At 42.4% G+C, this 12,825-nt stretch carries 12 protein-coding genes and 1 tRNA gene; 10 read left to right on the plus strand and 3 right to left on the minus strand.

Annotated features, from left to right (window positions below; translation table 11 throughout):
• Nucleotides 1–67 precede the first annotated feature (67 nt).
• The gene (locus DV872_RS07085; protein WP_114629164.1) at nucleotides 68–769 is read left to right on the plus strand and encodes an arginyltransferase; all 702 of its coding nucleotides are present in this window, start codon (nucleotides 68–70) and stop codon (nucleotides 767–769) included.
• Here DV872_RS07085 and DV872_RS07090 read toward each other — a convergent pair.
• Nucleotides 749–1,693 carry a calcium/sodium antiporter gene (locus DV872_RS07090; protein WP_158546871.1) on the minus strand — a complete coding sequence of 315 codons (945 nt, stop codon included), beginning with the start codon at nucleotides 1,691–1,693 and terminating at the stop codon, nucleotides 749–751. The genes DV872_RS07085 and DV872_RS07090 overlap by 21 nt on opposite strands.
• A gap of 139 nt (nucleotides 1,694–1,832) precedes the next feature.
• On the opposite strand from DV872_RS07090, the gene DV872_RS07095 reads away from it, so the two are divergent.
• The 7 genes from DV872_RS07095 (at nucleotide 1,833) to DV872_RS07125 (ending at nucleotide 8,557) form a co-directional block, all read left to right on the plus strand.
• Nucleotides 1,833–1,904 (plus strand) — tRNA-Gly (locus DV872_RS07095).
• A 234-nt stretch (nucleotides 1,905–2,138) separates the two neighbouring features.
• The gene (locus DV872_RS07100) at nucleotides 2,139–2,618 is read left to right on the plus strand and encodes a GNAT family N-acetyltransferase (RefSeq protein ID WP_114629166.1); all 480 of its coding nucleotides are present in this window, start codon (nucleotides 2,139–2,141) and stop codon (nucleotides 2,616–2,618) included.
• A 59-nt stretch (nucleotides 2,619–2,677) separates the two neighbouring features.
• Nucleotides 2,678–3,061 (plus strand): GNAT family N-acetyltransferase, encoded by a 384-nt coding sequence (locus DV872_RS07105; protein ID WP_158546872.1) that lies wholly within the window; start codon nucleotides 2,678–2,680, stop codon nucleotides 3,059–3,061.
• A 345-nt stretch (nucleotides 3,062–3,406) separates the two neighbouring features.
• Nucleotides 3,407–4,582 carry a glycosyltransferase gene (locus DV872_RS07110; protein WP_114629168.1) on the plus strand — a complete coding sequence of 392 codons (1,176 nt, stop codon included), beginning with the start codon at nucleotides 3,407–3,409 and terminating at the stop codon, nucleotides 4,580–4,582.
• A gap of 236 nt (nucleotides 4,583–4,818) precedes the next feature.
• The gene (locus tag DV872_RS07115; protein WP_114629169.1) at nucleotides 4,819–5,589 is read left to right on the plus strand and encodes a lysophospholipid acyltransferase family protein; all 771 of its coding nucleotides are present in this window, start codon (nucleotides 4,819–4,821) and stop codon (nucleotides 5,587–5,589) included.
• Nucleotides 5,590–5,599: 10 nt separating this feature from the next.
• Complete coding sequence (locus tag DV872_RS07120; RefSeq protein ID WP_114629170.1) at nucleotides 5,600–7,891, plus strand: RND family transporter; 2,292 nt, start codon at nucleotides 5,600–5,602, stop codon at nucleotides 7,889–7,891.
• Nucleotides 7,892–8,014: 123 nt separating this feature from the next.
• Nucleotides 8,015–8,557 carry an NADH peroxidase gene (locus tag DV872_RS07125; protein ID WP_114629171.1) on the plus strand — a complete coding sequence of 181 codons (543 nt, stop codon included), beginning with the start codon at nucleotides 8,015–8,017 and terminating at the stop codon, nucleotides 8,555–8,557.
• Between the two features lie 50 nt (nucleotides 8,558–8,607).
• Here DV872_RS07125 and DV872_RS07130 read toward each other — a convergent pair whose 3' ends face one another.
• Nucleotides 8,608–9,177, minus strand: coding sequence for an FHA domain-containing protein (locus tag DV872_RS07130; protein WP_114629172.1), 570 nt, complete (start codon nucleotides 9,175–9,177; stop codon nucleotides 8,608–8,610).
• A 245-nt stretch (nucleotides 9,178–9,422) separates the two neighbouring features.
• On the opposite strand from DV872_RS07130, the gene DV872_RS07135 reads away from it, so the two are divergent.
• On the plus strand, nucleotides 9,423–9,956 hold the full coding sequence (locus DV872_RS07135) for a hypothetical protein (protein WP_114629173.1): 534 nt from the start codon (nucleotides 9,423–9,425) through the stop codon (nucleotides 9,954–9,956).
• A gap of 28 nt (nucleotides 9,957–9,984) precedes the next feature.
• Here the strand turns inward: DV872_RS07135 and DV872_RS07140 are convergent, their stop codons facing one another.
• Nucleotides 9,985–11,787 (minus strand): diguanylate cyclase, encoded by a 1,803-nt coding sequence (locus tag DV872_RS07140; protein ID WP_114629174.1) that lies wholly within the window; start codon nucleotides 11,785–11,787, stop codon nucleotides 9,985–9,987.
• A gap of 65 nt (nucleotides 11,788–11,852) precedes the next feature.
• Between DV872_RS07140 and DV872_RS07145 the strand changes: the two genes are divergently transcribed.
• A complete protein-coding gene (locus DV872_RS07145) occupies nucleotides 11,853–12,797 on the plus strand; it encodes a DMT family transporter (protein ID WP_114629175.1) in 945 nt (314 codons plus the stop codon).
• Nucleotides 12,798–12,825 lie beyond the last annotated feature (28 nt).

Genomic DNA, 12,825 nt, shown 5'->3' on the forward strand with positions numbered 1-12,825 from the left:
GCAATCTACCACCTGCGGGGCTGCTGTGTATAGTTTCTTATACCCCGATTCTGATAGAATATAACTTATGAAAATTCTGAGAGAACCTGTTCTGTCCGAGGAAGATCAATGTCCTTATCTCAAGAACGAGAACTGGAGACAGGAATACTTTGTTGCTACAGATCTGGATTTAGAACAGTTTCAGACTCTCCTTGATAGGCGTTACAGGCGCTTCGGTGCTGTTTTTTTCAGACCTTGCTGCCCGGATTGTCTCAAATGTAAGCCTATCAGGGTTGATGCCTATTTGTTTTCAGCCTCCAGGAGTCAGAGACGGGTCATCAGGAAAAACAGTGATACCCGGGTGGAATTCCGCCCCCTTGAACCCCGTAGAGAGCTGTACGATATATATGTAAAACACAGCAGGGAACGCTTTGAACAGGAGAGCAGTGAAGAGGAATTTATCCGGAATTTCTACACACCCGTGGTCCCTTCATTCCAGTCTGAGTATTTTATTGGTGGAAAACTTGCCGGCTTCGGAATACTTGATCAATCTGCAACGGGACTAAGTTCGGTGTACTACTGCTTTGATCCGGACTTTTCCGAATACAGTCTTGGAACCTTCAGTGTGTTGGAAGAAATAAGGGAGAGTGCCAGCCTGGGACTTCAGTATTACTACCTGGGATATTACATTGAGGAGAGTCCTAAGATGGTTTATAAGGGGCGCTTTCACCCCCATGAATTACTGGATCAGGGCAGCTGGAAATCTGTTTTAGAAGATTCCGTAGGATGATCCCAGGAAAAAGACATAAAACAACAGCAGCAGTATTCCTTCAAAGCGGAATACTTTCTTATCCTGCACGATGAAGTACGCCATCACAGTGGCCCCGAGAAATATGGGAAGTGTCTTTACGGGATAGGAAGATGATATTTTCAGTGTACCGAAGAATGCACTCACACCCATAACGGCAAAAGTATTGAAGATATTGGAGCCGATAACGTTTCCTACAGCCATATCACCCTTACCTTTCCTGGCTGCCTGTATGGATACCATGACTTCTGGAAGTGAAGTTCCCAGTGATACAACGGTTACTGCAATAATTTCAGTCCCAATCTTGAGAATCTCAGAAACAGCTACGACTGATTTAACGGTCAGGTCTGCACCAAGGGTTATGAGAACAGGGCTGATTATAAGAACAAGCCAGGTCATCACAGATGGTTTGTTCTGTTCCTCTGCTTCCTCTTCTTTTATCTGTTCGGATATCTGGCCATGAGTAATGGAGCGGTACAGGTAGAGTGCTAAAGCAACAAGACAGATTATACCTTCTGCAATCGTAAAGTTCTGATCATAGGTCATAAGACCTATCATGATGGCAGAGCCCATTAGGAAGGGGAGATCCGTCTTGAAAATATCGTGTTGGATTGTGTAGGAGTCTGCAAAAAGCGCACTGACCCCCAGAACCAGGAAAATATTTGTTATATTTGAACCGATGGCATTTGAAATAACAATTTCCGAACGTCCCTGCAGAACAGAAACAATACTGGAAGCCAGTTCGGGGAGGGATGTTCCGAATCCGATAATCACCACACCGATGATAAATCCGGGAAGTCTGAAATAGATCCCCACTTTTTCGGCAGCATCGACGAACCAGTCAGAACTGAGGCTTAGGATCAGTAATCCCCCCGTCAAAGCCAGTAACCATAAAAAAAGTGTCATTCCCACCACCTGAATAAAAAGATAGGAAATGATACCCCCTTCAGATGATTTGTGGAAGTTCTGCATTCTTAAAAAGAAAAAACTTTGCAGAAGGTCTTGATTAAATTTGAAAATGGAATATTATGTTGATTCAGTATTTGCGAAAGTAGCTCAGTGGTAGAGCTCGACCTTGCCAAGGTCGATGTCGCGGGTTCAAGTCCCGTCTTTCGCTGAAAATCAGCCGTTCCATATGGAACGGCTTTTTAATTTATAAGCCCGTATTTGAACCCTTCCGCGGATAGATTCTTTTCTTTTACGAAAATCCAGTGCATATATTCACTATTCTTTCTGTTTAACCGCAAAATCATCCTTTTGGTTGATTCCGGGATACAAAGTTATATTTCATAATTCATTCGTAAATACTGAGAATATCAGATCTATTAAGCAATATGTAAAAGGACTGTTAATGCGTACTCTTGAAACAAAACGATTAAATTTAAGACCCTGGCAATTATCTGATGTAAAAGATTCTCTGGAATATGCAAAAAGTAGTTTAGTAGGACCTGATGCTGGATGGAAACCTATTACCACTGAGAATAAAGTTATTGCTGGGTTCGGGTTGCATGAATCGACACCTGATGAAAGAATCAAGAGTATAAAACAAAGAGAAGTCGGCTATGTTCTAAATCCTGAATACTGGGGGAATGGATACATTCCTGAAGCTGTGAGGAAAGTTCTTGAATATTCCTTCATTCATAAGGGGATAGACCTAGTCTGGTATGGACACTTTGAAGATAATTTACAGTCAAAAAGAGTCAATGAAAAATGTGGATTTCAGTTCAAATTTAAGAAAGAGAGAGAATTAACTTCATTGGAAAATCAAAAAGTAATGCAGTGGTATTATAATTTATCAAGAGAGACATATATGAATGGTCGCATTGAATAGCTATGAAATATCAAATAAGAAGAATTCAATTTATTAATTCTCTTACTCTAAAAGCATTAGTGATAGATTCTGAGAAAGAAGGAATTTCATTTGTATCAAATACGGTTGAGGAATGGATTACAGGAATCAATAGATTTGATAAAAAGGGAGAGATTTTTTTTGGGGCATTTATAAACGCTGAAATTGTTGGTATGGGAGGACTCAACATTGATCCATACACGAACCTTTCAAGCATTGGGAGAGTAAGACATCTTTATGTTTGTCCAAAATTTCGGAGACAAAACATAGGTAAACAATTGATGCTTAAAATTATTAAACATGCAAAGAAAAATTATCAAGGGATACGACTTTATACAGAGAACAAAGAGGCTTTTAAATTTTATGAGTCTCTCGGGTTTCAGAATTCTTCAAAATTTAAAGAATCCCATTTTTTGAAGCTATAATTATTAGGGCAAATGCCCAGGGAAAGGGGATACACAGGCTGTCTAAGGCAGACCGGAGTATTGGCGGAAACTGGTTATTTTGCCCCGTTTCATTGCTCGGTCTTGCAAGCGGGGCCCGAAATAGCTTGGTCCAGTCACCTTGGGGGCTGGATTTTTTCAATAAAATAATTTATTAATAACACAATCCTTCTATATGTCTGTTTAATACTTATATTCGGATTATTGAACATAGATATCTTTAATTAATTTTCAGAATATTCTATTGTTTATGAATTATTAGAAATCTGCAGTTAGTACCCCCCCTTCACTGATTCAGAACAGCCTGCAGAAGAGTGAGGAAAAGGAATGAGAATCGTATTTGTAATTGACAGCTGGAACCCAGGAAATGGATGTATTGTAGCAACTCATAGACTTGTCAAAGAACTTCAGGACAGAGGGCATGATATTGCCCTTGTAACAACTGCAGGAAAAAGTGCTTCTGAATTTAATGGAGAAGTATTTGAAGTTCCGGGCTTCTATCTCCCCGGTGTAAAAGAAACCATGGTCAGCATGGACTTTAAATTTGGTAAGGGTGTGAAGTCTATACTGAAAAAGGCTTTTACAGGTGCTGATCTTGTACAGATTCAGTTTCCTTATTTTATGGCTGGGCCCGCAGTCAAAATGGCTAAGAAAATGGATGTTCCCGTTCTTGGAGCCTGCCACATTCAGTCACAGAATATGACCGGTGCCATGAATAATGATAACAATCTTGGTGACTGGTTCTTCAATAACTGGTTCAACTTTGAGCTATTCAGAAGAGTTGAGGCAATTCACTGCCCCTCTCCCTTCGCAGCCGATCTGATTAAAAGTAAAGGCAGCAATGCCCACTTTCGTGTTATTTCAAACGGTATTCCCCGTCAGTATGTTCCCATGGAAAAAGAGAGACCCGAGTTCTTCGGCGATAAATTTGTACTTTTGAGCATTGGTCGTCTTGCCTATGAAAAACAGCAGACAATGATGATTGAAGCAATCAAGAAATCAAAGCATAAAGATAATATCCAGCTGCTGATCTGCGGAAAAGGTCCTGCAGAAGATGAGCTTAAGAAGCAGGGAAAAGATTTACCCGTTGTTCCCCAGGTCAAATTTATCAGTGATGAAGAGAAGATGACCTATCTGAATACAGCAGATATGTACCTTCATTCATCTCTTATTGAACTGGAAAGTCTTTCCTGTCTTGAAGCCCTCGGTTCCGGACTGCCCTGTCTTATCGGTAACTCTCCCTTGAGTGCTGCTTCACAGTTTGGTCTGAATGAAAAGTTCGTATTCCAGTTTGACGATATAGACCAGCTCGCTGCCAAGATCGACTACTGGTATGAAAACAGAGAAGAGCTTACTGAGATGAAAGCCAAGGCTCTTGAGATGGCTGAAAACTTCAGAATGGACAAGGTTATTGATTCCATGGAGCAGCTCCATCAGGATGTCATTGAATATTCAAATGGTTCCAGCAACAATCTTCCTCTGGAAGAGAAGAAAATGGCCTGAGGGTATTCTCTTTTGCCGGGCAGCTGTGTCGGAATACCGATGCTTCCCGGCAATGAGTATCCGGATTAAGAAATCTCAAAAGAGATATCTTAATATCTGCGGAATGGTATAGAATAAGTTATTCTGCCGGTTTCGGTGTAATCCGGATATCGTTGTGAACAAAAAATATAGTAATCAAATAAAAGGGGTCTGACAGTCTTCTATCTTTTAGAAGAGAAGCAGTCAACGTAATTATTATGGAAACGAGAGAACGTCCTGATATTCCGGAAGAGAAAATCATTGAGGTAAATAATAACATCAAGAAAATTGATTTTAAGAAACCTTATAAATTTATCTATTTTGAAAGATGGTTTGCTATAGTTACGGCCCCTCTTTTTGCCCTTACTTTAATTATGGTTTTTTTCAGCAGTTTTTATTTCGGCCTGAGAGTCAAAGGCAAGAGAAATGTTAATAAGGTTCTGAGAAAGAACGGTTGTATAACTGTCTCAAATCATTGTCATTATTTTGATACCGTATTTGCCAACTATATTCTGCTGCCAAAGCGTCTTTATGTCTCTGTTGTACAGAGAAACTATGAAGTCCCCTTTGTACGTTTTGTACTTCGTGTTCTTAAGGCCTTTCCGATTCCCGCGAATCCTGTAGGTTTTAAGATGATAACAGGGCCCGTAGGTGAAGCTCTTAAGAGAGGGTACCATATTCACTTTCTACCCGAGGGAGAGCTTGTCCATCTGAGTCAGACCATTCATAAATTTAAACTCGGTGCTTTCCATCAGTCATATCTGCATCAGGCACCGGTGATTCCTATGGTCTATATTTTGAAAAGACGACATCTCTTCGGTAAGGAACTTCCACCAAACTGGGTTAAGATGACCTGTGTATTCGGTGAAGCTCATTATCCACCTGCCTTGAAGGAAGGTCATACTTTCCCTAAACAGGAACTCAGGGAAATGGCTGAGAAAGTAGCCTGCTGGATGGAAGATACCATCGCTGAATATCACAAGTCCTGATTTCGGAGTTATGGTTCTGAATTATTTGAAGCCTTTACAGAAATATCCTGTACTCATTTTTCTTCTCTCGGCGGCCCTTCTTGCATTCTGCATTCCAGGGCTCATGCAGATCCGTTTTACTACGGACCTGGCTGATTATTTTGTTGCAGATGACCCTGTTTTAACTTCTCAGGACAGATTTAACCAGCTCTTTAACCAAAATGAGTTTGTGGCCGTACTTGTGGAGAGTTCTGATGTCTTTTCTTCTGACAGCCTTGAAACTATCAACAACCTGGGACAACGGATGCTGGAAGAGGTTCCTTTCGCAGGGAGCATTGTTTCTTTGAGTGCGGTAAACCCTGTTCTGGCCGGTGGTCTGGCCTTTAGTTTTGAAGGTGGAGAACTTGTTACTGATTCTGATGAGATCGAAGAGATCCGCCGGAAATTCACTGAGATTGAGTCTTTCAGAGGACATTTGTTTTCAGAGGATATGACTCAGGCCTGGATACTTCTGAATCTTGAAGAGTATCCAACGGGTAGTGACTGGAGCGGAGATCAGACTCCACAGCTTACTGCCGGAATGGCAGCTTATAATACGGTTAAGTCCTTCAATGCTCCCGATGGTATCCGACTTACAGCAACAGGTGTTCCTGTTTATGCTCACCGCAAAGAGCAGGAGATGCTTGCGGATTTTATGAAAATCCTGATTATAGGAGCTATTGTCTCTGTATTGATGACAGCCTTAATTCTCAGAAATCTTCAGGCTATTATCGGAACTCTGGTAATTATCTTTTTTTCGGTTGCCGGTGTCTTTTCCTATTATGGTTGGACAGGGAAGGAGCTTGATAATGCCTTTATGGCTGTTCCTATTCTACTCACCATGGGGCTCTCTATCGGGTATTCAGTCCATATAACTCATTTTTTTGATCTTTATTATGCCTCCGGTCAGAGCCGCAAGGATTCAGTTTTCAAGGCAATTATTCAGACCTGGCGCCCCATCCTTTTTACTGTTATGACCACAGCGGCTGCCATGCTGACATTTCTTTTTGTTGATATCGAGCCTATCCGATGGGTGGGGTATACCTCATCTCTCTGCCTTATTGTGGTTTATGTCATCAGTATGACTCTGTTTCCCGGAATCCTTTCACTGGGGCGCAGTCAGTCTCGGGGTGCAAAAAAAATCAGCATTAATTTTGAACCGATTTTGAAAAGAATTTCCTTTACTGTAAGGCATTATGAAAAGTCCATTCTAGTTATTTTTGTTCTTGCTACTCTTGTTTCAATCTATGGCATAACCCTGCTGCGGGTTGATTTTGATGCCGAGAAAATGATGGGACTCAGACTTCCGCATATGCTGGATCAAAAAAGAATTGCCGACTCCTCAATTGGAACGACTGAGTATCTGGAATTGACTCTTTTGCTTGAGGAAAATGACCTCAAAGGTACAGACGTTCTTGCCGCTATTGATCAGGTACAGGCGGATATTGAAGGGCTTCCCCTTGTTGTCCGGACAAGCTCTCTCACTGCTACAGTGCGGGAATTCAACAGAATCTTTCATAAGAACAGAGGGACCTACGATATTCCAGAAAAGGATTCTCAGCTGAGAGCTCTTTTCAATGTTTTTGAACGGCTCTCTCCAGGACTCCTCAGGGGATGGGTGACCGAAGATTACGGCTCCACGAGGATTCATGTGGAGCTTAACGGATTTTCATCGGCTGTGATCGAAGAGAATCTTGATGAGATAGATCGCATTGTAAAGGATGCATTTTCTGAAGAAACAGACTATTTTTTAAGTGGCTCTACATACCAGATGGCCTTGATGAACCAGTATGTAACGCGTGGTCTGGTCCGCTCCATTTTTATGAGTATGATGATCATTACGGTATTGATGATTGCGGTTTTCAAGAGTTTTAAAATTGGGCTTATCGCTATGATACCCAACCTGTTTCCAATCGTTGTCTGCGGCGGAATCATGGGATTCTTCAGAATCCCTCTGGAATTTGTCACTATGACAGTTGCGCCTCTGATTATGGGGCTGGCGGTGGATGATACTATCCATTTTATCTCGTATATGAAAAAGGGTATTACTGAAAAAAGAAGCTACTCTTCTGGAATCAGCCACAGCTTCAGAGTTGTGGGGACGGCTATTACTCAGACTACAGTCATTCTCTGTCTAACATTTATTGTTTTTACTGTCTCTCAGGTAAACAGTATGATCTACATGGGAGTTCTTACATTCTTCGGAATGCTGTCAGCTTATATGGCGGATATTTTTATTACACCGATTCTTGTCTCTAAATCAAAACCTTTCGGGCGCTTCTGATTTATACCTTATTGAAATTGTAATAAATAAAGATTTTTAAAAAAAGTTATTGCATTCGCAAATGAAATGGGATAATCTAAAGTATCTATTTAGGAATAATTATCATTATTAAGGAGTCTGTCTGTGAAAAAGTTCATTTGTTCTGTCTGTGGTTATGTGTATGAAGGTGATACTCCCCCTGCAAACTGTCCTCAGTGTAATGCCCCTGCCGAGAAGTTCAAGGAGCAGGTCAGCGGTAAAATGGCATGGGCCGATCAGCATTTTGTAGGAACCGCTCAGGGCTGTGATCCTGAAATCCTTGAAGGACTGAAGCAGAATTTTATGGGTGAATGTACCGAAGTCGGTATGTATCTTGCTATGAGCCGTCAGGCCGATAGAGAAGGATATCCTGAAGTTGCTGAATCATATAAAAGAATTGCCTGGGAAGAAGCTGAGCATGCTGCCAAGTTTGCAGAGCTGCTGGGTGAGGTCGTAACCGATTCTACCAGGAAAAATCTCGAAATGAGAGCCGCTGCAGAAAACGGTGCCTGTGAAGGAAAGAAAGAACTGGCAACTAAAGCCAAACAGCTTAACTACGATGCCATTCATGATACTGTACATGAAATGTGTAAAGATGAAGCGCGCCACGGCTGTGTATTTGAAGGTCTGCTGAAACGCTACTTCTAAGTCGTATATCTATAATCTGATAATAAAAAAGACCTCTTCGGAGGTCTTTTTTATTGAAAGTCCTGGTACTTCTGAGCCAGTTCAATCCGGCTGTGACAGTCAGTTTTACCGTAAATACTGAGTACATGGTTCTTGGCTGTACCCTGGGATATGAAGAGTTTTTTACTGATCTCTTTGATCTTGAGTCCTTTAATAAGAAGGTAAAACACTTCCTCTTCCCTGGAGGAGAGATTGAACTGCTTTACAAAATTACTCTCCTGCTGTTTCTTTATATCAATCTGAGTCTTTTCAGAGTCATCTTCATATTCTTCTTCCGGCAGTTCTACCTGAAAGGTAAATTCCATCTCTCCAACACGGATGATATCACTGCTGCGGAGGAGGGCTTCATCTATTATTCTTACTCCGTTGATATAGCTGCCGTTCCGGCTGCCCAGATCCTTCAGAAAGACATCTTCTCCGACAACTCTGATTCTGCTGTGTTTCCTTGAGACCGAAGGAGCCTGAAGGATGAGACTGCAGTTTTTACTGCGGCCGATTATTGTTTCTTTTTTTTCCAGAGGTATGATCAGGGGGGAATTTCCCTTTGCACGTCCCTGTAAAAAGTATTTTATGTCCGACATACTTTCATATATACATCACATTGTTTATTTTTTCACCCCCGAATAGGCCAAACGGTCTATATCGAATTTTTTGACTCCGGGGCATATTTATATCATCCCCCGCAGGATTTGTTTGGGAGGAGGCCTTTCCCCTTGGGGGAAGGGCCTCCTCGGCTTGCAGAATACCGGTGGCGAGTCGGCGGCAGTGTAAGCTGCTGGTAGCCGGCAGCCGGTTCCCGGGAGATGATAATTTCGGAGGTAGGAAGATGAATACAATAGTACAGACAGTTCCCGAACCTGTTTCAGATCACTTAAGAGATGTTGCTGTTAAATTCGGTTTGGAAGATAGAGATGAGAGCTATGCAGCCCTTGAGCAGAGCTGGATTGAAAAGATGGAAGTCTTTGAACAGGAGATGATAGACCGGGGAATGGATGAAGTCGGGGTTTTCAGGCCTGAGGACGAAAGAGCCGCCCTGCTTCTGACTTATTCAGGTTCTCTTATCTCTCTGAGTCCTCTTGAGGATGGTGAACGTAAGATTCGTTACACAAGTATCGGACTCAGAAAGGATGTTCCCGAGACAATGGATCTTGATAACCAGGAAATTGAGGGTTGTGCGGAAGTAGGGCAGTCTCTTGTTTTCTCGACGGGAGAAATGAAAAAAACATCCCCCCTTTACCGTATTGTTGTTCCCCCGCTCAGTCTTGATTTGGAAGAGCAGACCTGTATGGTTGAGGATGCAGTGACCGTTATTATAGAAAAATTTTCCGATATGAACCAGAAAGTTCTTGATGAACTTTAATTGATAATTATCAAATAGATATGAGGGCTTAGGAATTCGTGGGTTTTTTGTAGATATAACCCCTGTTTCGGCCCTCTTCTTTTGCTCTGTAGAGAGCAGTGTCCGCCCTGTTTACAATATCTACAGATTTCTCCCCGGGATCATAAATTGATGAGATACCATAGCTCAGGGTCAGGTAAAAGGATTGCTCTCCGGCCTCTGGGGAATCAGCAATATTCTGGCGTAGCTTTTCAGCATGTATCCGGGCATCAGCTTCTTTTGTGTCAGGCAGGAGGAGGAGGAATTCTTCACCACCCCAGCGGAAACAGTAGTCTGTTCTTCTACTAATATCCCTTATGGCTTTTCCAAGCTCCTGCAAAGCATAGTCACCGGCAGCATGTCCGTAGGAATCATTTATCGCCTTGAAATAATCCAGATCAATCATCACAACAGCAAATGGAACCCTTGTTCTCTGGTAGCGGAGTATCTCCCGTTCAAATATATCACTGCTGCTGTTTCTGTTAAAAAGACCCGTGAGTGTATCATTTCTGGCCAGGATTTCCAGTTTATTTCTTTCCTCTTTCAGTTCTTCAGTACGGTTTTCAACTTCGGCCTCCAGTTTTGAACGGAGCAGCTTGAGCTCTGAGTAGGCCATAATATTCTGGTCGGCAGTGAGGAATGCCTGAAGCATAAGAAAAATCAGAAGTCCCAGATTCAGGGTATAGCCGGTTTGTATGATATGCATATCATAGAGTATGTCATTGAGGGCAAAACTGAGAATAAGTATTGAGGCTATGAGCGACCATTTTGCTCCTGGTCGTTTTTCTCTGACTGCTCTGATTATGATCAGGATTATATAGATCAGATTTATAATGATGAACCAGAGATAGAATTCAATGACAGACTGCATACTCAGAAATGACAGAAAGACTATGAGAGCAGCATAAAATGAAGATACCATAAAATTGACCTTCAGGACTTTAGTGCTGCAGATTCCCGGAAAACTTTTGTGAAGGAACATCAGGTAAAAAGGAATCATAAATACAACGGACATGGTGGATAGCTTTAACAAAAAGATCTGGCTGATTCCCGGAAGGAATCTCATCAGAATATGTTCACCGGTTATCATGGTTTTGACAACAACCAGTCCTATCGTCAGACTCAGCCACAGAGTGGCCAGTGCCTCTTTGTACAGAAGAAAGAGGAATACCTGATATATTCCCATTGTTATCATGGCTCCGATAATTATTGATAGAAGAATTATCCTGAGTGCCCAGTACCTGTGTACGGTTTTTGCTTCACCAAAGCGGACAGATTCCCAGAGACCTCCGTTTTTCATGCTGAAATTGGATACCTGAATCATAAGAACCGCACTCTGTCCTTTTGCGCTGAAGCTGTGCAGAGAAGGAATGAAATCCGGAATTTCTGTATTCTTTGATTTTCCCGGAATTCCGTCCCCGCCCATGAAAGTGGTGTCTATGTAATAGGAGGCGGCCGAGACTTTTTCAAAAAAATAAAAACTGTACCTTTTACCCTGCTCAAGTCCGGTGAGTACAAGTCTGTAGGTTCCATATCCCCGGCCCGGAGGATTCCCTTTCCAGACTGAGGGAACTTTTATCATCGTTTTAGCGGAAGATGAAATTTTAATGTCTCCCGGTATCAGAAAAAGATCTGGATAGAACTCCCACTCCCCATCCAGGGATGTAATGTATTGGGAGTCCAGGCCGCTGACATCGGCTGTTCCACTTAAGATATCAACATTATGAGTCCTGATCAGACTGCAGCTGCTCAGGATAAGGAGGATGGTGCTTAATAAGAGTATGGTCCTGATAAAACCTGTATTGATTCTCATTCTTAACCCGCATTTCCAGCTGACTCTCTATTGCCTGTTTAGGCCGGATCTGCTAATTTTCCTCCATGAATATCACCAGAAAAGCCGAATTCTATCTAATCCTCATAACCCTGATCTGGGGCGGGACATTTGTTTCAATAAAAGTCGCACTTGATTATGTCTCTCCCCTGCTTTTGATGGGTATCCGGTTTTCCTCTGCCTTTATCTTCTTCCTTATTCTGAATCCGGTCAAGCTTTCTGCTCTTAATAAAAACCTGCTTCTTAAAGGGCTTTTTCTCGGGATACTGATGTACCTCGGTTACGGGCTTCAGACTGTTGGATTAAATTATACTTCCGCCTCCCGATCCGGATTTATTACTTACTTTTATGCCCTCCTGACACCTCTGTTTCAGTTTCTGATTCTGAAAAAGAAACCCCGGGCAGCCAACCTTCTGGGGCTGGTCATAGCCTTTGCCGGGTTAACACTTATTACCGGAGGCCTGGGTGGAGGAACTCTGAGCAAAGGAGACCTCATCACCCTGGTCAGTGCAGCTTCATTCAGTATTTATATTGTCTGCCTGAACCTCTGGTCTCCCGGTGAAGATGCCGGTGCCCTGACTGCTCTGCAGTTACTTGTGACATCCCTTATTGCTTTTGCCAGTTCTCCTGTTTTTGAGACTCCTTTTATCAATTCGTCCTTTCTCCTCTGGGGGAATATGCTTTTCCTGAGTCTATTGGGGTCTGTGGTGGCAGTCTATGTGATGACACGCTTTCAGAATTCCATAACCCCTACACGAGCGGCAATCCTCTACTCCCTGGAGCCTGTTTTCTCGGCTATTCTTGCTGTTATAATTCTCAGGGAGCACTTTTCTCCTCTTCAGCTGGGAGGAGCTGTTCTGATTATTTCGGGTGTTCTCCTTTCTGAAATCCTTGAAGTTCGTAGATCCTCCGCCCCGGGAATTTCTGATACTGAGGGCCCTGCGGTTTCCGGGGGCATAGCTTCGCCTGCAGCCGCCTCTATGGAAGAATAGTTTTTGACGAAATCACTTTTGCTCTTAT

Origin of the sequence: Oceanispirochaeta sp. M1 (assembly GCF_003346715.1) — a bacterium.
Lineage (GTDB): Bacteria > Spirochaetota > Spirochaetia > DSM-2461 > DSM-2461 > Oceanispirochaeta.